This window comes from Acinetobacter sp. YH16042 (assembly GCF_013417245.1).
GTDB classification, from domain to species: Bacteria; Pseudomonadota; Gammaproteobacteria; order Pseudomonadales; family Moraxellaceae; genus Acinetobacter; species Acinetobacter amyesii.
Window position 1 is genome coordinate 17360 of record NZ_VPEJ01000004.1, and the last position, 26047, is coordinate 43406.

25 protein-coding genes and 2 pseudogenes are annotated in these 26047 nt (G+C 39.5%); 12 read left to right on the forward strand and 15 right to left on the reverse strand.

Annotated elements, in window-relative coordinates; genetic code table 11:
- Positions 1-4 precede the first annotated feature (4 nt).
- Positions 5-1192, reverse strand: a complete 1188-nt coding sequence (locus FTV37_RS03955) for an O-succinylhomoserine sulfhydrylase (RefSeq protein ID WP_168379669.1) — start codon at positions 1190-1192, stop codon at positions 5-7.
- A 142-nt stretch (positions 1193-1334) separates the two neighbouring features.
- On the opposite strand from FTV37_RS03955, the gene FTV37_RS03960 reads away from it, so the two are divergent.
- The 5 genes from FTV37_RS03960 (at position 1335) to FTV37_RS03980 (ending at position 5519) form a co-directional block, all read left to right on the forward strand.
- Positions 1335-2429 (forward strand): alpha/beta fold hydrolase, encoded by a 1095-nt coding sequence (locus FTV37_RS03960; protein ID WP_180063088.1) that lies wholly within the window; start codon positions 1335-1337, stop codon positions 2427-2429.
- A gap of 22 nt (positions 2430-2451) precedes the next feature.
- Positions 2452-3324 (forward strand): NAD(P)-dependent oxidoreductase, encoded by an 873-nt coding sequence (locus FTV37_RS03965; RefSeq protein WP_180005093.1) that lies wholly within the window; start codon positions 2452-2454, stop codon positions 3322-3324.
- Between the two features lie 88 nt (positions 3325-3412).
- Positions 3413-3682: a YARHG domain-containing protein gene (locus FTV37_RS03970; RefSeq protein WP_180005094.1), complete on the forward strand. Its 270-nt coding sequence runs from the start codon at positions 3413-3415 to the stop codon at positions 3680-3682.
- 31 nt (positions 3683-3713) lie between these two features.
- On the forward strand, positions 3714-4127 hold the full coding sequence (locus tag FTV37_RS03975; RefSeq protein ID WP_078188511.1) for an HIT family protein: 414 nt from the start codon (positions 3714-3716) through the stop codon (positions 4125-4127).
- A gap of 312 nt (positions 4128-4439) precedes the next feature.
- Positions 4440-5519 carry a porin gene (locus FTV37_RS03980; RefSeq protein ID WP_180063089.1) on the forward strand — a complete coding sequence of 360 codons (1080 nt, stop codon included), beginning with the start codon at positions 4440-4442 and terminating at the stop codon, positions 5517-5519.
- 268 nt (positions 5520-5787) lie between these two features.
- On the opposite strand, the gene hpaI is transcribed toward FTV37_RS03980, so the two are convergent.
- On the reverse strand, positions 5788-6582 hold the full coding sequence (gene hpaI / locus FTV37_RS03985) for a 4-hydroxy-2-oxoheptanedioate aldolase (protein WP_168379673.1): 795 nt from the start codon (positions 6580-6582) through the stop codon (positions 5788-5790).
- 252 nt (positions 6583-6834) lie between these two features.
- On the opposite strand from hpaI, the gene nfsB reads away from it, so the two are divergent.
- Together nfsB and FTV37_RS03995 are read left to right on the forward strand one after the other, a co-directional pair.
- Positions 6835-7488, forward strand: a complete 654-nt coding sequence (gene nfsB, locus FTV37_RS03990; RefSeq protein ID WP_180063090.1) for an oxygen-insensitive NAD(P)H nitroreductase — start codon at positions 6835-6837, stop codon at positions 7486-7488.
- Positions 7489-7603: 115 nt separating this feature from the next.
- Positions 7604-7837 (forward strand): hypothetical protein, encoded by a 234-nt coding sequence (locus FTV37_RS03995; protein WP_078188692.1) that lies wholly within the window; start codon positions 7604-7606, stop codon positions 7835-7837.
- 338 nt (positions 7838-8175) lie between these two features.
- On the opposite strand, the gene FTV37_RS04000 is transcribed toward FTV37_RS03995, so the two are convergent.
- The 4 genes from FTV37_RS04000 to FTV37_RS04015 form a co-directional block, all read right to left on the reverse strand.
- Complete coding sequence (locus FTV37_RS04000; RefSeq protein ID WP_180049406.1) at positions 8176-9030, reverse strand: EamA family transporter; 855 nt, start codon at positions 9028-9030, stop codon at positions 8176-8178.
- Between the two features lie 111 nt (positions 9031-9141).
- Positions 9142-10179, reverse strand: a complete 1038-nt coding sequence (gene fba, locus FTV37_RS04005; RefSeq protein WP_180007283.1) for a class II fructose-bisphosphate aldolase — start codon at positions 10177-10179, stop codon at positions 9142-9144.
- Positions 10180-10301: 122 nt separating this feature from the next.
- Positions 10302-10577 (reverse strand): hypothetical protein, encoded by a 276-nt coding sequence (locus tag FTV37_RS04010; protein WP_078193510.1) that lies wholly within the window; start codon positions 10575-10577, stop codon positions 10302-10304.
- 151 nt (positions 10578-10728) lie between these two features.
- On the reverse strand, positions 10729-11916 hold the full coding sequence (locus FTV37_RS04015) for a phosphoglycerate kinase (protein ID WP_180063091.1): 1188 nt from the start codon (positions 11914-11916) through the stop codon (positions 10729-10731).
- A 140-nt stretch (positions 11917-12056) separates the two neighbouring features.
- Here FTV37_RS04015 and FTV37_RS04020 point away from each other — a divergent pair, with 140 nt between their 5' ends.
- From FTV37_RS04020 to FTV37_RS04040, 5 genes and pseudogenes are all read left to right on the forward strand, one after another.
- On the forward strand, positions 12057-12440 hold the full coding sequence (locus FTV37_RS04020) for a DUF2237 family protein (RefSeq protein ID WP_078188698.1): 384 nt from the start codon (positions 12057-12059) through the stop codon (positions 12438-12440).
- The gene (locus FTV37_RS04025; RefSeq protein WP_180027243.1) at positions 12440-13033 is read left to right on the forward strand and encodes a nucleoside triphosphate pyrophosphatase; all 594 of its coding nucleotides are present in this window, start codon (positions 12440-12442) and stop codon (positions 13031-13033) included. The genes FTV37_RS04020 and FTV37_RS04025 overlap by 1 nt, the downstream gene beginning before the upstream one ends.
- 106 nt (positions 13034-13139) lie before the next feature.
- Positions 13140-13685, forward strand: coding sequence for a hypothetical protein (locus FTV37_RS04030; protein WP_180022725.1), 546 nt, complete (start codon positions 13140-13142; stop codon positions 13683-13685).
- A gap of 96 nt (positions 13686-13781) precedes the next feature.
- Entirely contained in the window at positions 13782-14948 is a 1167-nt protein-coding gene (locus tag FTV37_RS04035) for a cupin domain-containing protein (protein WP_180027242.1), read from the forward strand.
- A gap of 417 nt (positions 14949-15365) precedes the next feature.
- A pseudogene (locus FTV37_RS04040) lies at positions 15366-16328 on the forward strand (IS30 family transposase).
- A 26-nt stretch (positions 16329-16354) separates the two neighbouring features.
- On the opposite strand, the gene FTV37_RS04045 reads toward FTV37_RS04040, so the two are convergent.
- The 9 genes and pseudogenes from FTV37_RS04045 to FTV37_RS04085 form a co-directional block, all read right to left on the reverse strand.
- A complete protein-coding gene (locus FTV37_RS04045) occupies positions 16355-17191 on the reverse strand; it encodes a tetratricopeptide repeat protein (RefSeq protein WP_180063092.1) in 837 nt (278 codons plus the stop codon).
- A 185-nt stretch (positions 17192-17376) separates the two neighbouring features.
- Positions 17377-20016: a bifunctional aconitate hydratase 2/2-methylisocitrate dehydratase gene (locus FTV37_RS04050; protein ID WP_180063093.1), complete on the reverse strand. Its 2640-nt coding sequence runs from the start codon at positions 20014-20016 to the stop codon at positions 17377-17379.
- A 297-nt stretch (positions 20017-20313) separates the two neighbouring features.
- Positions 20314-20583, reverse strand: a pseudogene (locus tag FTV37_RS04055) (hypothetical protein).
- A gap of 286 nt (positions 20584-20869) precedes the next feature.
- Positions 20870-21229, reverse strand: coding sequence for a hypothetical protein (locus FTV37_RS04060; protein ID WP_180063094.1), 360 nt, complete (start codon positions 21227-21229; stop codon positions 20870-20872).
- Positions 21230-21341: 112 nt separating this feature from the next.
- The gene (locus tag FTV37_RS04065; RefSeq protein WP_180007289.1) at positions 21342-21779 is read right to left on the reverse strand and encodes an I78 family peptidase inhibitor; all 438 of its coding nucleotides are present in this window, start codon (positions 21777-21779) and stop codon (positions 21342-21344) included.
- A 499-nt stretch (positions 21780-22278) separates the two neighbouring features.
- Positions 22279-22695: a heme-binding protein gene (locus tag FTV37_RS04070; protein WP_180007290.1), complete on the reverse strand. Its 417-nt coding sequence runs from the start codon at positions 22693-22695 to the stop codon at positions 22279-22281.
- 103 nt (positions 22696-22798) lie between these two features.
- Positions 22799-24097: a glutamate-1-semialdehyde 2,1-aminomutase gene (gene hemL / locus FTV37_RS04075; RefSeq protein WP_180007291.1), complete on the reverse strand. Its 1299-nt coding sequence runs from the start codon at positions 24095-24097 to the stop codon at positions 22799-22801.
- Between the two features lie 35 nt (positions 24098-24132).
- Positions 24133-24753 (reverse strand): thiamine phosphate synthase, encoded by a 621-nt coding sequence (gene thiE, locus FTV37_RS04080; protein ID WP_078188828.1) that lies wholly within the window; start codon positions 24751-24753, stop codon positions 24133-24135.
- Positions 24754-25350: 597 nt separating this feature from the next.
- The gene (locus tag FTV37_RS04085) at positions 25351-25734 is read right to left on the reverse strand and encodes a DUF962 domain-containing protein (RefSeq protein WP_180002975.1); all 384 of its coding nucleotides are present in this window, start codon (positions 25732-25734) and stop codon (positions 25351-25353) included.
- Positions 25735-26047 lie beyond the last annotated feature (313 nt).

The following is a 26047-nucleotide window of genomic DNA, read 5'->3' on the forward strand; positions in this document are numbered from 1 at the left end:
CACTTTAGATAAGATCTAAACCGCGTGAAAGATCGCGAATAATATCATTAATATCTTCTAAACCAACAGATACGCGAATTAAACCTTCGCTAATCCCTGCTGCTTTTTTCGCTTCTGCTGACATTCTGCCATGAGAAGTCGTTGCAGGATGAGTAATTGTTGATTTTACATCACCCAAATTACTTGTAATAGAAAGGAACTTAGTATTATCAATCACTGTCCAAGCGCCTTCACGTTCGCCTTTGGCAACAAACGATACAACTCCGCCAAAGCCTTTTTGTTGCTTTTTCGCCAACTCATGACCTTCGTGATTTGGAAGTCCCGCATAGTACACTTTTTCAACTTTCGGGTGTGCATCCAACCATTCAGCTAAAGTCTGAGCACTGGCACAGTGGGCTTTCATACGTAAGCTTAAAGTTTCTAGGCCTTTCAGGAAGATCCATGCATTGAATGGGCTCATCGAGTTACCCAGTGTACGAATAACACCTGTAATCTCTTCCATCAATTTTGCACTACCAACAACTGCACCACCTAGCGCACGACCTTGACCATCAATATATTTTGTTGATGAATAGATCACGAGGTCCGCACCAAATTTAATCGGTTGCTGTAACACTGGTGTACAGAAGGTATTATCGACTGCAAATAATGCGCCATGCGCATGTGCAATATCGGCAATGGCTTGTAAATCACCTACTTGAGCTAATGGGTTTGACGGTGTTTCAATAAACAATAGGCGTGTAGTTGGACGAATCGCTTGTTTCCAAGCATCTAAATCTTCCAAATCAACAAAAGTAACATCAACGCCAAATTTGATGACATATTTTTCAAACAGAGAAATGATCGAACCAAAGACAGCACGTGAACAAACCACATGATCGCCAGCTTTCAAATATGCCAAAGTAATTGCGTGTACGCCCGCCATACCTGAACTTGTCGCAACCGCGGCTTCAGCACCATCCAAAACAGCTAAACGTTTTTCGAAAGTTTGTACAGTTGGATTGGTATAACGTGAATAGGTATTGCCTTCAATTTGACCTGAAAATTTTGCTGCGGCATCTGCTGCACTTTCACAAACAAATGATGAAGTCAGGAAAATTGGCTCGCTATGTTCACCCTCAAAAGTACGAGTATGACCTGTACGAATCGCTAAAGTCTCTAATTGGTATTCGATGTCGTCTTGTTGGCTCATCTGTATTACTCAGTCGCGAAGAACTGCCTTTGTGAAGAATTGCCAATATTTTGAGCGTCTAAGCTATTTAAGGTCAAGGTAAAATACGAAATTATCGCTTAGACTTCGACCAATCCTACAAGGACTTAGGCAATTGACAGTTATGCACCCTTTCAAACAGAAATTTCTAGCGCAGCAAAAGAAAATTAAACACCTGTCTACACGTGTGTTTAATGCAAAATCGCTGGTCCTTTCTCAATCAACACCCTATGAAGTAATTACTGAATATAAACATGCAAAAGTTCGGTATTACGCTTCGCCTGATCGTAAATACAAAGAACCCTTAGTGTTTGTTGCACCACTGGCCATCAATATGGCAATTTATGATTTGTATCCATATCGCTCATTGGTGAAACATTTTCAACACAGTGGCTTTGATGTCTATTTGTTGGAATGGGGAAAGTTGAACTATCAAGATCGATTCTTAAATTTTCTATCGTTTATTGATGATGTGATTCCCCATTGTATAGATCAAATTTGTGAGCATGCAGATAGTCGATACATCTCGCTACATGGTTGGAGCATGGCTGGAGTCTTTGTCACGCTGTATACCGCATTACATCAACCTGAACATGTTAAAAATCTAATGGTGATGGGCGCACCAATTGATAGCTATGCCTCAGGTCGTATCGGAAAGTTATTTCAAAAAACCAATCGCTTGCTTTCACGTAGTAAGAATTTACAAGATACTGTTTACACTGGGAAAATTCCTAAACATTTTATCCATACACCGGGCGTGCTTAATGCGATTGGATTTAAAATCGTCGATCCAATTGGTTGGTTCAAAAGCCAAAAGCAATTTTTATCTAACTTAGATAATCTGCATGACCTGTATGAACATGCAACCATGGGCGATTTTCTCAATCACATGATTGACTATCCGGGTGGCATTAACCAAGACATGGTTTTCAATGTTTGGCTACAAAATCCGCTTAAAAACGGCATTATTCAATTGAAAGATAAAGTTATTCAATTAAAAAATATCCACTGTTCATTGTTAATTGGCGCGGGTTCTACCGATCAAATCGTTACGGCAGATGCAGCAAGTCCTTTAGGCGAATTGACAAGTAGTCAAGATGTCACGTTTACTCTCATTCCCGGTGGTCACCTCGGCCTGATGTCGAGTCAAAAAAGTGCCAATCAATTTTGGCCAACTTTGACCCAGTGGCTTACACAAAGATCCAGTTTATTGAAATAAAAATTTAGAGGGTAAAGTAAAGATGATTCAGTCAGTTGCATTTATTGGATTGGGCGCAATGGGTTCCCGTATGGCAGCGCACCTACCAAAACAGTTCGACACGGTTTATGTCTGGAATCGAAACTTTACCAAGGCAGAGCAACATGCTGCTGAATTTGGTACGCAAGCGGTTGCTTTAGAACAAGCAGTACAAGCGGACATTATTTTTTCTTGCCTACCCATCAGCCAAGATGTTGAAAATTTAATTGCGAGTGTGACGCTGAAATCAGGCTCGATTTGGGTCGACTGTACCAGCGGTGTGCCAGAATCTGCAAAAAAACTCGCTTCAGCCTTAAAGCAACAAAACGTTTCATTCTTAGACGCCCCTGTGAGTGGACAAACCATTGGCGCTGAAACGGGAACATTAACCGTCATGATTGGTGGTGACGCAGCAGCCTTTGAACGTGCATTACCTGCGATCCAAACATTTGGCAGACTGATTAAACATGTGGGTGAACCGGGTGCGGGTTTTGCTGTTAAAGCTGTAAACAACATGTTAATGGCTGTAAATCTTTGTGCAGTTGCTGAAGGATTCACCACCTTAAAAGCGCATGGCGTAGACTTACATGAAGCACTCGATTGTATAAATGCGTCGAGTGGTAAAAGTAATGTGACCGAAACGGTTTTACCGCAGCGCGTACTGAATCGTAGCTTCCCATTAACCTTTGCACTTCCATTACTTGCAAAAGATACGGGAATTGCTGTTGATCTGGTGCGACAAGCAAAACTTTCAGCGCCTGTGCTGTCTTTGACGCAAAACTTAATCCAAGCAGCAAGTGATCAAGCTGAAGAAAACAGTGATTTTTCAAGCGCTATGATTATGTATGAAAAATGGAGTAAAATTACAATTGAGTAATAACTCGCCATTGAATAACGATAAATAACCATCATATTGTACTCTAGTGTCATAACACACATTGTTACAAATGACAGAGGAAACTCGCATGAACAAATTTACCCTCGCAACTTTGCTAGGTGCTGTAACTTTAATCGGGGCTTCTACTACTGTTTTAGCATCTGAGCAAGAATGCCAAAAGTTGAAAAATGACCATGACGTGATTTATGCATCGAAAGGTTTCTGCTTTAAAGATCCTGACGCTAAAGCGAAGTTTGGCAATGACAATTGCTACACAACTAAGCCTAAATTTTCAGAAAAAGAGCAACAACGACTTGACGCGATCAAAGATCGTCAGAAAGAATTGAACTGTAAATAATTACGATTCAATTCGCACAAGGAATTTAGCAATGACTTATGATGATCAAAATATTTTTGCTCGGATTTTACGTGGAGAACTTCCAGCGTTTAAAGTCTATGAAGATGATCAAGTACTCGCTTTTATGGATGTCATGCCACAGGCCGAAGGTCATACGCTCGTAATTCCTAAAACCCCTGCTATTACGCTGCTTGATTTAGATCCAGAAGCGGCTGCTTATACCATTCAGGTTGCTCAAAAAGTTGCGAAAGCAATGGAAAAAGCTTTAGACGTGAAAGGTATCGTATTGATGCAGTTGTCTGGCGCTGCTGCGGGTCAAACTGTTCCGCATGTACATTTCCACCTAATACCGACTTCAGTGCATGAATTAGGTAAACATGCCGCACAAATGGGCGACATGGAAAAAATTAAAGCTATTGGCGAAAAAATCAAAGCAGCACTTTAAGTCCAATTGAGTTTAAAGTGATGATCAATGGAGCTTCGGCTCCATTTTTTTATGTTTAGAATATTGTGCCAAGTCATTTTAACTGCAAAATTTAATATTTAAAAATAACTATAAATATTTAATAAATATCAATCTTTATAAATAAAAATACAATTTAAACCAAAAATCACCTTTCACCGTTTTGAAATATTTCCTTAATAGAACTGTCTTATTTGTAATGAATACTTAGCGCCATTAGATAGCGAAATTACTTCTAGCCAAGCTACTGATAAAACATATTGATATGACTGGAAAAGTCTTCTGGAGCTTCAAATGAAAAAAAATCTATGTGCATTAGCAATCGGGGCAACAATTCTTACACCAATGATGGCATCTGCTGCAGATGTAAAAATTTATGGCCGTGCACATGTCTCTCTTGACTATCTAGATGATGGTAAAGATTACAACGAAGTTGGTCTTTCTTCTAACGCTTCACGCTTAGGCTTCAAAGTAGATCAAAAAATTAATGATGACCTCAACGTATTCGCTCAAATTGAGCAAGAAGTAAACTTTGCAAGCGGTAGCCAAGACAGCAAAGGTGTAGATTTTTCAACACGTGACACATTCGTGGGTTTAAAAAGTTCAACTTATGGTCAAGCACGTGTAGGTCGTTTTGACAGCCCATTTAAAGTCGCACGTAGCCCTGTGAACTTCTTCGGTGACATGGTTGGTGACGTTCGTAACGTAACACGTGTAGGCAACTTAAAATTTGATGAACGTAATGAAAACACCATTGAATATAAATCGCCAAAATTTGGCGGTGGTTTCAATGTATTGGCTGCAATGTCAATGCATTCAGGTACACAAATTGACCGTGAAGCAGATGGCGAAGGCAAAGATGATAACAAAGCCTATGATCTTGCTCTAACTTATAAAGAAGGCCCTATTGATTTTGCAGCAGCTTACGAAAAGTATGATGAAAATGCAGCAAACGCAGCTGGTGGTGCAAGTCGTGATGCATTGCGTATTGCTGGTGCATATAAGTTAACTGAAGAATTTAACTTGGGTGCGTTATACCAAATTGCCAAACACGACAACAATACAGCCAACCCAGATGCGCAAGTTTTCGGTGTAGCTGGCGAATATAAAGTAACGCCTAAAACCTCAGTACGCGGTGAATACTTCTACCGTGACGTAGATGCTGATGATGCCAATGCAAGCTTGATCGGTGTGGGTGTAGAACATAAGTTGGATAGCACATTACGCGTATACAGCAACTTAGCAACTGTGCTTAACGACAAAAACTCTAAACTCAATCCTTGGAAAGAAGGTCGTAGCTTCGGTAACGGTATCTCAGGTATCGGTGATGAAAATGCAACTGCACTTTCTCTTGGTCTACGTTACGACTTCTAAGCTGCAATATCTCCCCCAAAAGACATACTCCGGTATGTCTTTTTTACTCTTAAATTCAAAAAAGAAGAGCAACAAAGATTAAATTATTAGAGAGAAGCAAGTTGAGTTCGCATTTTGCTTCCGACCGGTCAAAGTTGCATCATGAACTATACTCATCTCACTCAAGAACAAAGATATCAAATATACAACTCGTTATGCAGAGGTTTTTCTAAGGCTGTACTAGCTCAAATCTGATCTGACGGTTACCAATTGCTTAAGGCTGTACCGCTTAGTAACCACCTTCTGTTTTCATCACTTGGGTATCTGTTTTATACTTCGATAAAAGCTCACGTAACGAATTCATGAGCACACTGGTGTCGACACCCACGGCAACAAATTCTGTGCCTAACTCGATATACTTCTGAGTCACATCATGCTGTGTCGACAAAATACCTGCTGCTTTACCCGCCTTACGTATACGCTGAATTGCATCAATCACGGTTTTTTGTACTTCAGGATGGTTCGAATTCCCCTGATAACCCATCGTCGCCGACAAATCCACCGCACCAATAAATACCCCATCGATGCCATCAATTTTCAGTATTTCATCTAAGTTTTTAATCCCCTCAACCGACTCAATCTGAATCAGTAAACAGATATTTTCATGTGCAGTTGCATAGTAGTCAGGAATACTGTTCCAACGTGTTGCACGTGCTAATGCTGCACCTACTCCACGAATACCTTCAGGTGGATAACGTACTGCCTTAACCATAAGTTGAGCTTGTTCAACAGTTTCAACCATAGGAATCAGCAAGGTTTGCGCACCGATATCCAACAATTGTTTAATCAGTTGCACACTACCAATTGGAGGTCGAACTACGGCTTGCGAAGGATATGCTGCAATACTTTGCAATTGCGACAATGTCGTCCGTAAGTCACTTGGTGCATGCTCGCCATCAATTAGCAACCAGTCATAACCTGCATTTGCAGCTATTTCAGTCCCATAAGCATCGGCTAATCCGACCCATAAACCAATCTGCTGTTCGGTTTTTAATTTTTTCTTGAAATGATTGGTGTAATCCATCGCTGCTGTCTCATGCTTAAACTATGATTAACTACAATTGATTAAACGCCTTTTGGCAAAAACTACCAATAGCATTTATCTATCTTATGATTTTATATAACTCTAATTCGCACTTCATACAGCTTAAATCTGTTAATTTTTAGCCAATGAGTACAGCATATACGACTAAGATCTATCTTTGGAAAATTTTCTCCTTAGACCATTTGGCCGTTTATCCGCTAAACTACAGCAAACTATATCTGGAGATATTCGATGGATCTGTTAAACGTATCAAAACAACGCTATACCACGAAAGCTTATGATCCTGCTAAAAAAATTCCGCAGGAACAATTTGAGCGTTTATTACAAATACTCCGTTTAGCACCATCTTCTATTAATATTCAGCCTTGGCATTTTTTTATTGCAGATCATGATGCAGCCAAACAACGCATTGCCAAAGCCTTAGTAGGAAAATATGCCTACAATGCCCCAAAAGTTTTAGATTCATCACATACGATTTTATTCTGTACTAAAGCAGACATCACTACAGAGCATTTAGATAATCTTTTAAATCAGGATGATCGTAGTGGTCGCTTTAAAGATGACAAAGCCAAACAAGGTCAAAAAGACAGCCGTACAGGTTATGTCGATTATTATCGTAATGAAAAAGGTGATATTCAACGTTGGGCTGAAAACCAAACATTTATTGCTTTAGGTCAAATGCTTTTGGCAGCAGGCATTGAAGGTGTGGATGCAACACCGATTGGTGGATTTGACGAAGCCATCATCACTGAAGAATTGGGCTTAGTTGAACAAAACTTGATTCCTTCTGTACTGATGACTTTAGGCTATCGTAGCGAAAATGATTTCAATGCGAAATTACCTAAATCACGTCTGAATGCTGAAGAAATTTTTACACATCTCTAGGCTTTTCATAAAACCGACGAAAGGGGCTATTTTACCTCTTTTTTGTCATTTCGGGACTTATTATTTAAACAATTATCGAGTATATTCTGCTCAAAATATACTCAGGTCTCTCCCTATGCCTACAGCTATAAAATTACCCATGAAATTTCATTGCGAAGCGTGCAATACGGTTTATTTACAAAAATATGCGGGCGATATGCTCCATAGCTATCCAAACTGCCCAAACTGTAAACAACCGGGTCAGTTACAAGGCACGATTGAAACTCAAGATTTCCTAAAACACCCCGTTGCAGTGGGTAAATGTTATTTTGAAAACACCTTACAACGTTTTCAACAACTCACACGTTAACTAAGCATCTAAAACTAAAAGCCCTCAAATCGAGGGCTTTTTTAATAACGACATATTTAGCAACAATGTGAAAATATAATATTTATAAATTGGTCTGAACTTTGCTGAATAATTTGAATCAGAACAACAAATCAAGCAGAGGTGGGACATGTCATATTTACTACAAATGCCGATGAAGTTTGAATGCGGTCATTGCCATCAAATGTATCTGTATACTTATCAATATACTGATCATCACTGCCCTGAGTGTCCGAGTTGTCGAGATCAAGGACTGCTCATGGGCGTGGCTGAGTGGGATGATTTGCTACAACACCCGATCGTTTTTGCTAAAAGTTATCTTAGACAGACATGGCATATGCTAAGCAAACCACACTCATGATCCCTGCAATCAAACCAAATACGGTTGCGACTCTCAATTTTTCTTTAAAGATGATGAGGCCCGCAACCACACCTAAAACTACAACCAAAATATTCATGCCAGCAAAGACGATTGCAGGTGTGTCTTTAAGCAACATGTGGGCTTTCACATACAGTGCAATATTGGCAAAGTTTAAGAGACCTAAGCCCAATCCAGCGAGGATATTTTTTGTCTGCCCCAGACTGCCGTGTTGTACGATGTTATAAATACTCGAAAGTAGAAATGAACAAATAAACACCAGATTTAAAGTCACCGCAAACTGCATGCCCAAACCTGAGGCAAATTTTAATAGCACATCAATCAGTGCATAGCCTGCCCAAACGCTTAATAAAAATAAAATCCCCTGCTTTCCATCAATGCTTCCCTTACGCTGTGAAAATAAAATCAGCAATACCGCAAGTACACCAAGCGCAATACCAATGAGCTTAATGGCATTAAAATATTCACTGAAAATAAAATAGGCTGCGCTAAGAGAAAGCACAACCGATAAGCGCTGAGCCAATTCGGTTTTTAAAATACCTGCTGTTTGCAGTGAGCGTGCTAAGCAATAAAAAATCGTCGGCAGTAATACACCCAAAGCCGCAATTAAAACCCACGGCGTTTTATTAATCGAAATATGGGCTAGATCCGGCTTAAACCATAGAAAACATAAAATACTCGCAGATGCATAATTCCATGTGATCATTTGTGCAGGGTTAAAACCCCGATCACGACAGAGTTTTAGAATTACTGAAACGAGAACACTGCAAATCGCGGCAGCAAAGATCAATTCCATGACACGCTCTTATTCTTGAGTTGTATTTAAAGCAATTTTTCTAAGTTCAAATCAAAGAAAAGCCCACTTAATTGTGGGCTTTTCTTCAAAAATAATCTATCTCAAGACAAATTATTTATAGTGACTCACCATTTTCTCTAAAGAAATTGGACGAATCTTGTCAGCATTACCCGCTGTACCAAATGCTTCATAACGATCGATACAAATTTGTTTCATCGCATCAACAGTTGCAGAGAAGAATTTACGTGGGTCAAATTCAGCTGGTTTTTCAGCCATCATACGGCGCATAGCACCTGTAGAAGCAAGACGTAAGTCAGTATCGATGTTAATTTTACGAACACCGTGTTTGATTGCGTCTACAAGTTGGTCTACTGGAACACCGTAAGTTTCGCCGATGTTACCACCGAATTCATTAATTACAGCCAACCATTCTTGTGGCACAGAGCTTGAACCGTGCATTACAAGATGCGTATTTGGTAACGCAGCGTGAATTTCTTTAATACGGTCAATCGCTAAGATGTCACCTGTAGGTGGACGAGTAAATTTGTACGCACCGTGTGAAGTACCCACCGCAATTGCAAGTGCGTCAACATTTGTATCTGATACAAATGAACGCGCTTCTTCAACTGAAGTTAAAAGTTGAGAATGGTCAAGTACGCCTTCAGCGCCTACACCATCTTCTTCACCAGCCATACCAGTTTCAAGGCTACCTAAACAACCGATTTCGCCTTCTACTGAAACGCCACACGCATGTGCCATTTGAACAGTACGACGAGTCACATCTACGTTGTATTCGTATGAAGTTGGTGTTTTACCGTCTTCACCTAATGAACCGTCCATCATCACTGATGAGAAGCCAAGTTGAATAGAACGTTGACATACATCAGGGCTAGTACCATGGTCTTGGTGCATAACCACAGGAATATGTGGCCATTCTTCGATTGCTGCCAAAATCAAATGACGCAAGAACGGAGCGCCTGCATACTTACGTGCACCTGCAGATGCTTGTACGATTACAGGTGAATTTGTTGCATCTGCTGCAAGCATAATTGCACGCATTTGTTCTAAGTTGTTTACGTTGAATGCTGGTACGCCGTAAGCATGTTCGCCGGCGTGATCCAAGAGCTGGCGCAATGAAATAAGAGCCATAATATCCTCCCAGGTAATGCCGCATATTCTACATGCTCAATCATTTCAATTCAGCAACAAATAACACTATTTAAAAAAAAATCCCTGCATTTGCAGGGACTTTTTAAATAAAGACAACAATCTTAGTGAGCTGCTGCTGCTGAAGCGGCTGTTTCAGCGTCAGCTGTTGCTTCGTCTGCAGGTGCATTTGCAATTTCAGCAGGAACATCTTGGTTCTTTTCATCCAATACTGGCTTATCAAGTTCATCAATGGCTTTTTGTTGTTCTGGCGTTGTTTGAGCATTGTCTACGGCAACAGCAGATGCTTCTGATTCCGTTGGTGCAGACTCTTTTTTAGCACAAGCTGTCAAAGTTAATGGTGCGATTAAAAGTACAGCAAGTGCAAGTTTTAAGTTCATCGTTGTTTCCTACTACTGCGAATTAGGTGTTGCGATGAATTTTATTGCAGAAATATTGCACTTTGATGACGGCAAAATGAATGGGCGATAAAAAAAGGCTGACCGAAGCCAACCTTTTTTAATACTGTATTATCTTATTGATAATACTAAATTAAGCACGGTCAAGAAGCGCAGCTACAGCAGGAAGTGTTTTACCTTCGACGAATTCAAGGAAGGCACCACCACCAGTCGAGATGTAACCAATTTTGTCTGCAACTGCATATTTATCAATTGCAGCAAGCGTGTCACCACCACCCGCGATCGAGAAGCCTTCAGATTCTGCAATCGCTAAAGACAATGCTTTTGTGCCTTCGCCGAATTGATCAACTTCAAACACACCTACTGGGCCATTCCATAGAATAGTTTTTGAAGTTTTCAAAATCTCAGCAAATGCTTTGGCAGTTTCAGGACCTACATCCAAAATCATGTCGTTATCTGTTACATCTTCAACTTTTTTCACAACAGCTTTAGCAGCAGCTAATGAACCGAGGAAGTCTGCAAAATCAATTTCAGCAGCATCAGCAACAACCACATCTGTTGGAAGTGGTACAGATACTTTTGCAGCAATGGCTTTTGCTGTGTCGATCAAGTCATTTTCACAAAGTGATTTACCAACATTGAAGCCTGCAGCAGCTAAGAATGTATTGGCAATACCACCACCCACGATCAATTGATCACAGATGCCAGATAGTGAAGTTAATACATCTAATTTAGTAGAAACTTTTGAGCCTGCAACAATCGCAACCATTGGTTTTGCAGGAGTTTTAAGTGCACGGCCTAGTGCATCAAGCTCAGCAGCAAGTAAAGGACCTGCAGCAGCCACTTTTGCACAACGTGCTACGCCTTCAGTCGATGCTTCTGCACGGTGAGCCGTACCAAATGCATCCATTACGTAAACATCACAAAGTGCTGCGTATTTAGCAGATAATTCAGGATTGTTTTTCTTTTCACCCACGTTGAAACGGCAGTTTTCAAGTAAAACCACTTGACCTGGCGCAACGTCAACACCGTCCAAATAGTCAGTGATCAGTTGAACGTCCTGACCCAACGCCTCTGTTAAATAAGCAGCTACAGGTGCTAGAGACTGTTCTGCTTTAGGCTCACCTTCAACAGGACGACCTAAGTGTGAATACACCATTACAGCAGCACCTTTTTCTACAGCTGCTTTAATTGTTGGCAACGCCGCACGTAAACGTGCATCGCTTGTAATCACGCCATTTTTAACTGGTACGTTAAGATCTTCACGGATCAGAACACGTTTACCCGCCAAATCTAGGTCAGTCATACGCTGAAAGTTCATGCATTACTCTCTTTTATTGATATCAAAACGCGACGATTTTAAATGATTATGCAGAAAAACGTTAGCTTCTTTTGCAGAAAAGCTATGTCGAGCCAAAGTTTTGTTATGATAGCGAAAAGCCTTATAAAGATTCAGCGCTTATGTCGATTCATCCAGACCCAAATATTAATCGTTTAAATGTTTTAGGCGAACCCTTGGCAAGCTGTTGTTTTGATCCGATTACCGGATATTTTAGAAATGGCTTTTGCCATACAGCAACAACAGACCTTGGTCAGCATACGATGTGTGCACAAATGACATCTGAATTTTTAAACTTTTCCCAAAAAGTTGGCAATGACCTAATCACACCTTTACCCGAAGTTGGTTTTCCAGGACTACAACCTGGTGACTTCTGGTGTATCTGTGTGACTCGCTGGGTGGAAGCGTATCAAGAAGGATTTGCCCCACCTATTAAAATACAAGCGTGTCACCAAGCGGCGCTGTCTTATGTACCGCTTGATGTACTTATGGAATATGCAGTGTAATGAGTACTCCCAAAATCATTTTGGCTTCGAGCAGCCAAACCCGTAAAGACCTGATGGACCGTTTACGGATTGATTACCACTCAATCGTACCAGATATAGACGAAACACCTCGCGGTGAAAACCACGCCGATGAGTTAGCAAAGCGACTGGCATTTGAAAAAGCTTCTGCGATTGCAAACCAGCACCCAGACGCGATTGTGATTGGTTCTGACCAAGTCGCATGGCGCGAAGGTGCACCAGATATTTTTATCGGTAAACCGCTTTGCGATGAAAAAGCCATTAAGCAGCTTCAAGCCAATTCTGACAAAATCGTTTATTTCAGTACGGCACTCAGTGTCCAACAAAAATCGACAGGTTTTGAACAAACCCTTGTCGAGCACTATAAAGTGAAGTTTCGCAAACTTAGCTTGCCTGAAATTGAACGTTATGTTCAGGTTGAACAGCCGCTACACTGCGCTGGCAGTTTTAAGTGTGAAAGTTTAGGGATTAGCTTATTTGAAGAAATGATCGGGCAAGACCAAACCACACTCATGGGTATGCCGATGATTAAACTCTGCAATATTTTGCGTGAGCTTAAGATTTTAGTCCCATAATTTTAAAATTATTATCTGTTACAGCATAATAAACACATCATTAGCTCTTTATGGGCTAATGATTAAAAAGTCACTTACTTATTTATTACAACCAAGAACTGAAAACATGAAAACGTTTAATTTAATTTCATCTAGCCTCATTAGCATTAGCCTTCTATTTTGTTCGACAAACGGTCATACCAATACAGTGAATCAAACTGTGACCAACTCTCAGCAATACAACAAAAACTTAGTCAATGAGTGGGTTCAATATAAATTTATCTATGCTGAATTAGAACAACAAGGCGCTGCAATGCAGGAGCAAATCATTCAACAGCTAGGGACTAAAACCAAAACCGGTGGTAGTAGCACGCCAGAACAACAAATCAATAAACTGGTTGCTCTAGGCAAACAAAAATTTGAAAGCATTCAACCACAAACAGTTGAAGTGAAAAAACTTCTAAAACTACAAACCGAAAATGTTGAAATGATGGCAAAAGTCATGCCGAATCATTTCAAATTAATGTCTGACAAAGAAAATACTAAAATTGACACCAATGCACATTTTGAGCAATTCATGAAATTTTCAGCGACAACGGCTGCTGCCAATAGCTATGATTTGGAAGTTGAAAAATTAGTCATGCAATATCTCAAAGACAATCCTTTAAAATAGTCTCAAGCTAATCGAAATAATTTAATGAAATAGAGCCTTGCTAAAAACAGGAATCTCAAGGGACAATATATCCATTAAAATTGTATGTATTTAGTTATGGCTCATTCTCTTGACATCCTCGGCGGCATAAGCGCTGAACAATTCCTTGCCGAATATTGGCAAAAAAAACCATTATTGGTTCGTAATGCACTCCCTGAAATTGCCCAAATACTTGAACCTAAAGACGTTCTTGAATTGGCTTTAGAAGACAATGTCACTGCACGTCTCATCAAACAAAAAGATCGTGATCCTAACCAATGGACAGTGAAATCTTCTCCACTACTTAAAGCCGATTTTCAAAAAATGCCGAAACTGTGGACTTTATTGGTTCAAGCTGTCGATCATTATTCTTTTGACCTAGCCGAGCTTTGGAAGCAGTTTTCATTTATTCCGCAATGGCGTCGTGATGACATCATGGTGTCATATGCACAAAAAGGTGGCTCTGTCGGGCAACATTTTGATTTTTACGATGTATTCCTCGTACAAGGCTATGGTCACCGCCGTTGGCAATTAGGTCAGATGTGTGATGCAGATACTTCATTTGTCGAAGGTCAACCGCTTCGCTTACTCCCAGAAATGGACGTTCATTTTGATGAAGTGCTTGCTCCCGGCGACTTACTTTATGTACCACCAGGCCTATCACACTATGGCGTAGCTGAAGATGAATGTCTGACGTATTCATTTGGCTTCCGCATGCCAAATGTCACTGAAATGATGGATCGAGTGACAGACAAATTCACAGACAATCCTCTACTTAAAAATCCATTAACTGACATTTTACGTGACCAAATCAGTGCGATTGGCCAAGTGACTGAAAATGAACTTGAGTATTTAAAAGAAAAGTTATTTGAACAATTGCAAAATTCAACCGTACTTGAAGATGCAATCATGAGCTTAATGTCAGAACCTAAATATCCTGACAATATTCCTGAAGCCGAAGAAATCGGCACTGGTGATCTTGAAGAGGCCTTAGATCAAGGCTATCAACTCATGTTAGAACCGGCTTCACGCTTACTATATACAGAGCAAGACGGTGATATTTTGTTTTGGGCAAATGGCGAAGGAATCTGTATCTCAGACGAATTTGCAGTGCATTTAAAAACCATTGCCGATGGCCAAAGTCTAGCGCTAGACGAATCTTTATATGATGCTGATATCTTAGAAGATATTGCCATGCTATTAAATGAATCTGTGCTGATGCTCGTCCCAACGGAAGCTGAATAAACTCAATAAAAAGGGAGCGTCATGCTCCCTTTTTATACTGCTGAATAGCATTATTTTCGCTTTCTACGATTTAAAAAATCTTCGACTTGATCGGCTTTTTTTTCCACGATGACGTGATAAACCCATACTATCAACAACACCAGTCCAATAAACCACAGATAGCGCATTACGCTGTATTTAAGGTGAAGACATAGACTAGAATGTGGTGATCGTAGATACCATCGGAATTCAAATATAAAAGCCTAAAAACAAAAGCGAAGCTATGGTGACAAGAAAAAAGGCACATATTTTCAAAGTTTAAGTCATTATTCATCGCAGATTCAAATCCCAAGTGCGACACATTTGTAGTTAGTTGAAAAAGTTAGATGTATTCATAGAATCATTAGACTTTTTCAACTCGCAATTGGAAAGCACACAATGAAGAAATACACCCAACTTTCTCAAGATGAAAGATACAAAATTTATGCTACTTTGAAAAGTAAAAGTTCAATCGCTACCCTTGCTCGGGAATTAGGACGTTCACGATCAACCATCTACCGTGAATTAAAAAGAAATACTGGGCAACGTGGATATAGAGCTCAACAGGCAGCTAAATTTGCAAGTCAAAGACGGTACCGTCCTTCATCATCAATGACAGCATTTGCCTTCGCTTATATTGATTATTTGATTGGTTTGGACTGGTCACCCGAACAAATTTCAGGTGCTTTAACACAACGCGATTGGCTGGATGTACCTTCACATGAGTGGATTTACCAGTACATTTATCAAGATAAATCAAAAGGCGGTAAACTTCATCTACATTTAAGGCATCAGAAGAAATATTGAAAACGCGGTTACAAAAACACGGATCGTAGGGGTCAAATCATTGATAAAACAAGTATTCACTGCCGACACCAGGTCATTGATCAACGACAACGTTTAGGAGATTTCGAAGGTGACACGGTGATTGGTAAACATCATAAAGGTGCTTTATTGACTCTCGTTGATCGAAAGAGCCTGTATGTACATATTGTTCATTTAGGGCCAACGAGAGCATCCCCTCAAACGATTACTTATGCATTAGATCGTTTACGAATGAGCCATGCTTATAGCGTGACATTTGATAATGGCAAAGAATTTTCCGAACACAAAAGAATTACTGATACCGGCATAGAGGCGTATTTCGCTGACCCTTACAAGTCTATTCAGCGAGCTAGAAATGAAAATACGAATGGTTTAATCCGTCAATATCTGCCAAAATCATCATCGTTTGATGACGTGTCAAACGAACAAATAGAGCAGATAGAATTTGCACTCAACCATCGTCCTAGAAAAACACTAGGTTGGTATACACCGAGTGAAGTTATGGCTGGTTTTTATACTGTTGCACTTGCTGCTTGAATCCGCCATTTTAAAAAAATTTAAAGTCAAATATCACAATCATGGTTTTTTTTACATACTTTATCCCAGTATTCATAATCTTTTGAATTATTTAGTTTTTTATAATAAAGTCTTAAGTTGTAAATAGCATCAGGGTTCCCATTTATTGCTAATGGTTTTATTATTTCAATAGCTGTATTAATATTAGCTCCCACACCATACCCTTTAAAATATAATGTTGCTAATTGGATCTCCGCTAGAGAATAATTTTGATTTGCCGATAAAGTGTACCACTTGAAAGCCTCCTTAAAATCCTTATTAACCCCTATTCCTTCAAAATACATTTGCCCAATATTAAACTGCGCATCTGGATTACCTAGCAAAGCAGCCTTCTTATAATATTTCAGTGCCTTTTCTAAATCTACATCATAACCATAGCCATAATTATACATCACACCTATTAAATTAAAGGCTGGCGCGAAATTATCATTTTCAATCTCCTTAAAAATTGATGCTGCTTCTGTATAATATCCTTGCTCTAATCGAACTCTTCCTACATTATAAATAGCTGGAATATAATTTTCATTTCCAGCTTCAGCATAATATTTTAATGCAGAATCTAAATTTTTATCGACATAAATTCCATTCTCATAAAAATTCCCAAGCTCATTTTTAGCATAACTACTAATATTATTTACGTTTTCTAAAGTTAATAATTTTTTATATGCTTTTTCATACTTTTTCTTTTCAAGCAGACCTTTATACTCATTCAAAATATTTTTTTCTTGCTGTTCGGATAAAATTAATGGTTCAGATGAGCTTGATGAACAAGAGCTTAAAAAAAATACTATAACTAAAGGTAAAAAATATAATCTAAAGTTCATAACTAATCCGTGAATTCAATATCACTTATTTCTTAATATTTTATAAAAGTCGTTTAAACCTAATAACAGATTAAACTTACAATATTCTAATTAATCAAATTTAAACACGTATAAAATTCGCAATATACTTTTAATAATAAAATAAGGGCTGATAAATCAGCCCTTATTTTCAACTACTTAATCAATTAAGACAATTGAGCAGCAGCAATTTTCTTAGTATCAACATCTTTAGAAGCGTCAGTATAGTCGCTCATTTTGTCGAAGCTTAAGTATTGGTAGATGTCAGCAGACATGCTATCAATTTGAGCTGCGTATTCTTGGTACTCAGCTGGAGTTGGTAATTTACCAAGTACAGCAGCAACAGAAGCAAGCTCAGCAGAAGCTAAGTAAACGTTCGCACCTTGACCTAGACGGTTCGGGAAGTTACGAGTAGAAGTCGATACACAAGTAGTGTTCGGAGCTACACGTGCTTGGTTACCCATACATAATGAACAACCTGGCATTTCTGTACGAGCGCCAGCTTTACCATAGATGTTGTAGAAACCTTCTTCCATCAATTGACGTTCGTCCATACGAGTTGGAGGAGCCAACCATAGACGAGTAGATAAAGAACCACCAGGAACTTTGTCTAGAAGTTTACCAGCCGCACGGAAGTGACCAATGTTAGTCATACATGAACCAACGAATACTTCGTCAATTTTTGTACCAGCAACGTCAGAAAGCAATTTAGCGTCATCTGGGTCGTTCGGGCAGCAAAGAACTGGTTCAGTAATTGTAGAAAGGTCAATTTCATACACTTTAGTGTATTCAGCATCTGGATCTGCTTTGATTAGGCTTGGGTTCGCTAACCATTTCTCCATGTTTTCTACACGGCGCGCCATAGTACGAGCATCGCCATAACCTTCAGAAATCATCCATTTCAACATAGTAATGTTTGATTTAAGGTATTCAGCAACTTTCTCTTCAGAAAGCGTGATAGAACAACCAGCAGCTGAACGTTCAGCAGAAGCGTCAGAAAGTTCGAACGCTTGCTCAACAGTAAGGTCAGTTTCCATTTCTGTAAGGTCGATCTCAAGGATACGGCCAGAGAAGATGTTCTTCTTACCTTTTTTCTCTACAGTTAAGTCGCCTTCTTGGATCGCAACGTAAGGAATCGCATGTACTAGGTCACGTAGAGTGATACCAGGTTGCATTTTACCTTTGAACTTAACAAGAACAGACTCAGGCATGTCTAGTGGCATAACGCCAGTTGCAGCAGCAAACGCTACAAGACCAGAACCCGCTGGGAATGAAATACCGATTGGGAAACGAGTATGCGAGTCACCACCAGTACCAACTGTATCTGGAAGAAGCATACGGTTTAACCAAGAGTGGATAATACCATCACCTGGACGTAGAGAAACACCACCACGGTTCATAATGAAATCAGGAAGCGTGTGCTGCATTTGAACGTCAACTGGTTTTGGATACGCAGCTGTATGACAGAAAGATTGCATAACTAGGTCAGCAGAGAAGCCTAGGCAAGCAAGATCTTTAAGTTCGTCACGAGTCATTGGACCTGTTGTATCTTGAGAACCAACAGTAGTCATCTTAGGTTCACAGTAAGTACCTGGAAGTACACCTTGACCTTCAGGAAGACCACAAGCGCGACCAACCATTTTTTGAGCTTGAGTGAAGCCTTTACCAGTAGCTGCAGGTTGAACTGGAGTACGGAATAAAGTTGAAGGTGCAAGACCAAGAGCTTCACGAGCTTTAGTTGTTAAACCACGACCAACGATAAGGTTGATACGGCCACCAGCACGTACTTCATCTAAAAGAACTGGAGTTTTAAGTTCAGATTCAGCGATTTGAACGCCGTCTTTGAACGCAGTTACTTTAGCAGCAGCGTGGTCGATTTTAAGCGTGATTTCGTCGCCCATGTTCATGTTTTGAACATCGATTTCTACTGGCAATGCACCAGCATCTTCCATTGTGTTGAAGAAAATCGGAGCGATTTTAGAACCTAAGCAGTAACCACCGTCTTTTTTGTTCGGGATGTGAGCAATTTCGTCACCGAAGAACCAAAGTACAGAGTTAGTTGCTGACTTACGAGAAGAACCAGTACCAACAACGTCACCTACGTAAGCAACTTGGTTGCCTTTCGCGATAAGGTCTTTGATTTGGTTAAGAGGACCAACTTCACCAGGAACTTCTGGGTTGATACCGTCACGTACGTTTTTAAGCATTGCGTTAGCGTGTAACGGAATGTCTGGACGGCTCCACGCGTCTTGTGCAGGTGACAAGTCGTCTGTGTTAGTTTCGCCAGTTACTTTGAAAACTGTAAGTTTGATTTCTTCAGGAACGTCTTTACGGCTAGTGAACCATTCAGCGTCAGCCCAAGATTGCATAACTGCTTGTGCATTCGCATTGCCCGCTTTTGCTTTATCAGCAACGTCGTGGAACGCATCAAATACAAGAAGAGTTTTCTTAAGTGCGTCAGCAGCTAATTCAGCAAGCTCTGCATCATCAAGAAGTGCAACTAAAGGAGCAACGTTATAACCACCAAGCATAGTACCTAGTAGGTAAACCGCACGTTCTTTAGTTACTAGTGGAGAAGTCGCTTCGCCTTTTGCCAAAGCAGCTAAGAAAGCAGCTTTAACGTATGCAGCTTGGTCAACACCCGCTGGAACACGGTTTTCTAGTAAATCAACTAAAAATGCTTCTTCGCCAGCTGGTGGGTTTTTTAATAATTCAACTAATGCAGCTGTTTGAGCATCGTCAAGTGGCTTCGGTGGGACTCCGAGTGCGGCACGTTCTTCAACGTGTTGGCGGTAAGCTTCTAGCACGGTGTTATTCCTCTTTTTTAAAAAATTATTTACGCATTCCTGCTTTAAATAAAGCTACGCAAATAATATGGACTGCTAAATTTTACTAAAATTCCAGTTAAAAGTTAATGCACTACAAGTGTTTCTTCGTGATGCCCGTTATTTTATAAATAAATGATCCTCATATCGTTTATACATTAAGCAAAATCAATACTTAGAACACGCTTTTCTTGCGCATATTAACTTTTGACTAAAATTAACCATCAAAAAACAGGCAACTAAATGTTGCCTGTTTTTATCTGTATTAGATATTCCACCTTAGTGGACAGTGGTTGCAGTGATATATTGCTGAAGTTCTGCTCGATCGCCTGTAAATCTGAGGCACCATTCGTCCTGGCATGTGGTTTGATGTTGATTACTTGCAAAGCTGATATCGACCAAATAGCGTTGAGAAAATGCATCTACTTTTTGGCGTAAAGTGACTTTATCTCCAATGCTGAGCACGTAGTTCCCACCACCGATAATTGCTACGCCTTGTTCATCTTCTAGGAGTAGATCTTAGTGATGCATATAACCGATAACGTCCATATTCTACTCCTCTACTGTTTTTTTATTCTCCATTTCATTATTCATTAAAAAGATTTGCTTTTCTATATTTATGATTTAGCAAGTTGTCACAATTTGTATTTCGCTTTGGTTAGGCTATTTTAAATGTTTGAGTATCTCGTGTTTAAAATACCCCTAAGAGAAATAGGCATCGGCGAAATGCATGAACTCCATCATATGGTTAAAAGAATTGCTACCCTTGTAACTACTCGCTGATGAATACAACGGGGTTTGCTTTACGCATTTTCTCGCATAAAAAAACCGTTCCTTAGAACGGTTTGTAATCTGGCATTTCGGTATGCGGTGTTGCGATACATTTTTCAGTAAACTCAACACGAATTTTTTCACGTGCTTTTTCAACATCAGCATTAATCTCAGCTTGTGGCAAGGCATAAACTTCATCAATGATGTTCAGGATAAATCCTTTGGTGGTTTCATCCTCAATCTTGCTGGCATGCTCAATTGCTTTGTCTTTTTCAATTGCATTTTGACGATCTAACATAATCGTACGTGCAGCATTACCTACACTGCGGCAGTAACCCTGCCATTGCTCTTCAGGGGTTAATGGTTTTTTCTCAGCACAGCCGACCAAAGCCACCATAACGGATAAAGCAAATAACTTTTTCATGAACTTCTCCTTACGAGGGGCAATATAAAAGATCGTAATGGATTTGTCATTTAAATTAGTCGCAACCGAACAAACAAAAAAAGCCCTTTCGGGCCTTTTTTATAAGTTTGCATTAACCACAAGTTGCTTGAATAATCTTTTGATTGATTGGATTTACAGTAACAGTTACGCGCTCTACACGATAATCCATTGTCACAGGCTGCCCAGGTTTGACTAGACGGACAATTTGAGCTTGGCTAATCGCCTTGATCTGATCTTCTGTCAATTTTGCTTGACCAATCAGAGTGTTGGCCTTTTCAGGTACACATTGGGTCTGACTACTACGGAATAATGCCCATTCTTCAACCACTTGCCCGTTTGGCAGATGGCAATACCCCACCTGACCATTTGCTTCATCACGAATCTCAAGTTTACCTTTTTGCTCTACACAATATTGGCTGGCTGGATTTGCTATACCAATTTTTTCTGGCATATTTTCAGTTTGCTGTGTTGTGCTACAACCCGCCATAAGTGCTGTCAGTGCAACTAAAATCCATATATTTTTCATCATGTCTATTTCTGAATATAAAAATTTAACTTATCAAGTTTGTGGTAAATAAACGAGTTGTTTATTGCAGTTTTTAGCAAGCACTCTTTTTCTGTGATTGGGTGTGATATCCAAATTGGGCAACAACACATCCATTGTTCAATAATTAGGAAATCCATGAAAGAAGAATAAAGGATTAAGCTGTATTGGGTTATGAAACCCGTTAAAAACCATTGCTGAACGTTGTCGGGGTAACAAACTAGGATAGAGATTCTATTTAATTGCTGGAATCTATAATTTGGAACTGCGTAAAAATGACTTATAAAAGAGGTCTATTAATTGAGTAAGATATAATCTTACTTCAACAAAGTTATACATAAGTTACTAACATGCTTAATATTTCAGCTCAATCTTAGATTTTTTTCGACTTAATGCTATGACCGAGATTTATCGACATCTAAACCAAAATATATTAAGGCCAATGATTTCGACAAGACTGAAGTATCTATTACGCTCACAATATTTAGTTTTGCTGCGCTAAAAAAGCTTGAATCGCCTGCTGTGCAATTTCAGCATCCTGAAAAGACTTTACGCCAGACACGCCCATTGCACCAACCAACTGCCCTTCATACATAATCGGCTCACCGCCTTCCAGCATGCCTGAAAAGGTATCCATGGTCAGAAAGCCCATTTGACCGCCTTTAATAATGTCTTCAAAAAGTTTTGAAGGACGGCGGCTAATCGCAGAACATTTGGCTTTTTCTAAGCATAGGTTTGCTGTCATTGGCGATGCACCATCCATGCGTTTCATCGCTAACAAATTGCCTGTCTCATCCGTAACCGCAATGCTGACATTAAAACCATTTTCGACTGCATAAGCATGTGCTGTGTTTAGTAAAAATTCTGCATCTGCCAAAGTTAAATAATGCTTGGTTTTCATTTAAAAATCCTTCTCTTAAAAAACTGAACTTAAAACAACAAAAAAAGCCCACAGCAGGCTGCGGGCTTTATTCTAAAGCAGAATTTACCAATTTAAATGAAAATTACTTCATTTTGGCAAAAACTTCTTTCGCCATTTCAATGGTAAATGCAATATCTTCATCGCTATGCGCGCTTGAGAAGAAACCTGCTTCAAATGCTGAAGGTGCTAAGTTTACACCGCGCTGTAACATACCGTGGAAGAAAGTACGGAAAGCATCTACATCACATTTCAGAATTGAATCAAAACCGGTGATTTCAGTTTGATCAGTGAAATAAATACCGAACATGCCGCCCACTTGCTGCGTAAAGAACGGAATGCCCGCTTCGTCTGCAGCTGCCTGTAAACCAGCAAGCAAACCTGCCAATTTTTCAGTCAAAGTTTCATAGAAGCCCGGCTGACGCAAATGTTTAAACATCTCAATACCGGCACGCATAGCCAATGGGTTACCAGACAATGTACCTGCTTGATAGACCTTGCCCAGTGGTGCAATGCATTCCATCACTTCGCGTTTACCCCCAAATGCGCCAACTGGCAGGCCAGCACCAATAATTTTACCCAACGTGGTTAAATCAGGTGTTACGCCATAATGTGCTTGCGCACCGCCAAGACCGACACGGAAACCTGTCATTACTTCATCAATGATAAAGACCGAACCATGCTCATCACACACATCGCGAATTGCTTGCAAGAAACCCTCTATAGGTTTCACCAAGTTCATGTTGCCTGCAACTGGCTCGACAATTACACCTGCAATTTCTGAACCGAATTTTGCAAAGCATTCTTTAAGCATCGCAATATCGTTATACGGCAGTGTTAAGGTATGTTTAGCGAAATCAGCTGGAACACCTGCAGAAGTTGCTTCACCCTCACCCTTTGTCAACAAGCCTGAACCCGCTTTAACCAAGAGTGAATCTGAGTGACCGTGGTAGCAACCTTCAAATTTTACAATCTTGTCACGGCCGGTATAGCCACGAGCAAGACGAATGGCTGTCATAGTCGCTTCAGTCCCTGAATTAGTCATACGAACCAATTCAATAGACGGCATAATTTCGCAAATAATATCCGCCAAAGTCGTTTCATGAACGGTTGGCGCACCAAAACTTAAACCATCAACAGCCGCTTCTTGAACCGCTTTAATAATGTCGGGCTGCGCATGACCTAAAATCATTGGGCCCCAAGAGCCGACATAGTCGACATAGCGTTTTCCGTCTACGTCATAGAGATATGCGCCTTGCGCTTTTTCGATAAATACCGGTGTACCGCCTACACCATTAAATGCGCGTACAGGAGAGTTTACGCCGCCAGGAATATGCTTGCTGGCTTGTTTAAATAATTGTTCTTGCTTAGCAGATAAGCTCATAAAAATTCTCTACTTATTCAATCTAAAAAATAAAATTAAGCTTGTTCAGCAAAAAGCTCAGACCATTCATAAACACGACTGCTTACAGCAGACATTGAACGACCTAATACATCACTAATCACAGCACAAAGATCAGCACCCGCTTCAATCACTTCAGCAGAATTTTCTACAGTTAAACCACCAATTGCACAAATAGGTACATTTAGTTTCGCTTTGGCTTGTTTTAGCGTTTCTAAGCCAATATTGCCTGCTTCAGGCTTAGTTTCAGTCGCAAAAATGGCGCCAAAAGCCACATAGTTTGCACCGTCTGCAATCGCCTGCTCAGCCAGTTCTAAAGAATTATTACAGCTTCGACCGATCAAAACATTTTTAGGTAAACGTGCTACAGCTTCAGCAATTGAACCGTCATCTTGCCCTAAATGTACACCCACACCATATTGAACTGCAGTTTCTAAATCGTCATTAATAACAAAAGGCACTTTGTATTGATTACACATATTTTTCATGTATTCAATTTCATAAGCCTGATCTTCCTTTGCCACTTTTTTACGGCGATATTGCAAAACAGCAACTTCATAAGTTGCCATCGCGCCTTCGAGTTTGGCTAAAAGCAATTCGATAGGATCATCATTGGTAATGAGGTATAAACCACGCATAGTTCAATCACAACTTAAAACTTTTGAATATTATAACGATTAGGTCTATGAAATGTTGCTTGGGGCATAAAATTTTAATGCTTTGCCGCTGAGAAAGTTATATTCCTTTTCACAGGACTGCTTATATAAATGTTTAATTGAATTTTCTGTAGAAAATGGCAAAAAATACCTATTTTCAGGTATAGAACAAAACTGATACAAATTATTTAATACTGCAACAGAAGAACACAAAACGCAGCGCATAAAAACACAACACTTTATAAAAATAAAAATAAAAATGTGTAACCTATTAGACTTTTTGGTGCTTGGTAAGAAACGTTTTGGGGAGCGTTCAGAGCATCAAAAAGTCTAGCCTATTTTATTAAAATTTTTATTATTATATTTTTCAAACAATAGAACTTTTCTAAGGCCATAAAAAAAGCCTAGAGAAGGTCACTCTAGGCTTGGAAAACTGGGGTTTATCGTCTATTTATCTTTCAGATAAACAGTGAATAAACAATATGAACATTATTAGACTAATCACTCTAAACTTACAAGTCATTTACCCAAAAAACTACACCAAAATCAATAAAAATTAAACGTTTGATTAATAAATAATTAACTATCAATCTTATCTAAATTACGGTCTTTTAAGCTTAAGTTCCCCTTCACAATATCAGACAGCATGCGCCAATCGGAAATAAAGCTGTATAAAGGCTGCTTGAAACTTGCCGGCTTATTTTTTTCAAAGAAAAAATGTCCGACCCATGCACAGGCATAGCCTGAAACCAGACCATAAGCAAAATACTTTGGTTGTTTTTTTAAAATTGCTTTCGTGAAGAAATAGAGTCCTATACTGCTGCCTGTGGCATGTAAACGTCGGCTCATGATATTTCGATGTTCAGTCAAATAAAATCGATAAAATTGCGAGTAGTCACGAATAGGCAACTGAAATTCGGGCTTTAAATCTCGATTAAACTCGGGTTGTACTTGTGAATTCATGTTGTGCTCATCCTGAACTTATTTTAATCAACATAGCTTAAAATTCGTCCGCCTTAAAGGCGTAAAATTTTATTTTGATCCCATGAAAGTCGAACCATTGTGAATTATACAATTGATGGAATATCCATCTTTTAAAACTTTTCTTAGTCCAAAAGCAGAGTTTTCAAATCCGTCAAGTCTTACTTCTCAACTGTTTTTCGCTACAATCGATACGCGTTTAACTCATAGAAAATTTACGCACATTTTAGTTTTTCATTTTTATAAAAATTTAAAGATCGCTTCATGCCAGATCATGAAGTTGTGACATCAGGAC

What these genes read in the sequence shown, in the direction of transcription:
- FTV37_RS04045 (WP_180063092.1), bottom strand. Translation starts at nt 17,191, where the DNA reads ATGAACTTTAGATTATATTTTTTACCTTTAGTTATAGTATTTTTTTTA.
- FTV37_RS04025 (WP_180027243.1), top strand. Translation starts at nt 12,440, where the DNA reads ATGAGTACTCCCAAAATCATTTTGGCTTCGAGCAGCCAAACCCGTAAA.
- FTV37_RS04065 (WP_180007289.1), bottom strand. Translation starts at nt 21,779, where the DNA reads ATGATGAAAAATATATGGATTTTAGTTGCACTGACAGCACTTATGGCG.
- FTV37_RS04085 (WP_180002975.1), bottom strand. Translation starts at nt 25,734, where the DNA reads ATGAATTCACAAGTACAACCCGAGTTTAATCGAGATTTAAAGCCCGAA.
- FTV37_RS03975 (WP_078188511.1), top strand. Translation starts at nt 3,714, where the DNA reads ATGACTTATGATGATCAAAATATTTTTGCTCGGATTTTACGTGGAGAA.
- hpaI (WP_168379673.1), bottom strand. Translation starts at nt 6,582, where the DNA reads ATGGATTACACCAATCATTTCAAGAAAAAATTAAAAACCGAACAGCAG.
- FTV37_RS03995 (WP_078188692.1), top strand. Translation starts at nt 7,604, where the DNA reads ATGCCTACAGCTATAAAATTACCCATGAAATTTCATTGCGAAGCGTGC.
- FTV37_RS03965 (WP_180005093.1), top strand. Translation starts at nt 2,452, where the DNA reads ATGATTCAGTCAGTTGCATTTATTGGATTGGGCGCAATGGGTTCCCGT.
- fba (WP_180007283.1), bottom strand. Translation starts at nt 10,179, where the DNA reads ATGGCTCTTATTTCATTGCGCCAGCTCTTGGATCACGCCGGCGAACAT.
- FTV37_RS03970 (WP_180005094.1), top strand. Translation starts at nt 3,413, where the DNA reads ATGAACAAATTTACCCTCGCAACTTTGCTAGGTGCTGTAACTTTAATC.
- FTV37_RS03980 (WP_180063089.1), top strand. Translation starts at nt 4,440, where the DNA reads ATGAAAAAAAATCTATGTGCATTAGCAATCGGGGCAACAATTCTTACA.
- FTV37_RS04010 (WP_078193510.1), bottom strand. Translation starts at nt 10,577, where the DNA reads ATGAACTTAAAACTTGCACTTGCTGTACTTTTAATCGCACCATTAACT.
- FTV37_RS04070 (WP_180007290.1), bottom strand. Translation starts at nt 22,695, where the DNA reads ATGAAAACCAAGCATTATTTAACTTTGGCAGATGCAGAATTTTTACTA.
- FTV37_RS03955 (WP_168379669.1), bottom strand. Translation starts at nt 1,192, where the DNA reads ATGAGCCAACAAGACGACATCGAATACCAATTAGAGACTTTAGCGATT.
- FTV37_RS04030 (WP_180022725.1), top strand. Translation starts at nt 13,140, where the DNA reads ATGAAAACGTTTAATTTAATTTCATCTAGCCTCATTAGCATTAGCCTT.
- FTV37_RS04015 (WP_180063091.1), bottom strand. Translation starts at nt 11,916, where the DNA reads ATGAACTTTCAGCGTATGACTGACCTAGATTTGGCGGGTAAACGTGTT.
- FTV37_RS04060 (WP_180063094.1), bottom strand. Translation starts at nt 21,229, where the DNA reads ATGAAAAAGTTATTTGCTTTATCCGTTATGGTGGCTTTGGTCGGCTGT.
- FTV37_RS04020 (WP_078188698.1), top strand. Translation starts at nt 12,057, where the DNA reads ATGTCGATTCATCCAGACCCAAATATTAATCGTTTAAATGTTTTAGGC.
- FTV37_RS04035 (WP_180027242.1), top strand. Translation starts at nt 13,782, where the DNA reads ATGGCTCATTCTCTTGACATCCTCGGCGGCATAAGCGCTGAACAATTC.
- FTV37_RS04000 (WP_180049406.1), bottom strand. Translation starts at nt 9,030, where the DNA reads ATGGAATTGATCTTTGCTGCCGCGATTTGCAGTGTTCTCGTTTCAGTA.
- hemL (WP_180007291.1), bottom strand. Translation starts at nt 24,097, where the DNA reads ATGAGCTTATCTGCTAAGCAAGAACAATTATTTAAACAAGCCAGCAAG.
- nfsB (WP_180063090.1), top strand. Translation starts at nt 6,835, where the DNA reads ATGGATCTGTTAAACGTATCAAAACAACGCTATACCACGAAAGCTTAT.
- FTV37_RS03960 (WP_180063088.1), top strand. Translation starts at nt 1,335, where the DNA reads ATGCACCCTTTCAAACAGAAATTTCTAGCGCAGCAAAAGAAAATTAAA.
- thiE (WP_078188828.1), bottom strand. Translation starts at nt 24,753, where the DNA reads ATGCGTGGTTTATACCTCATTACCAATGATGATCCTATCGAATTGCTT.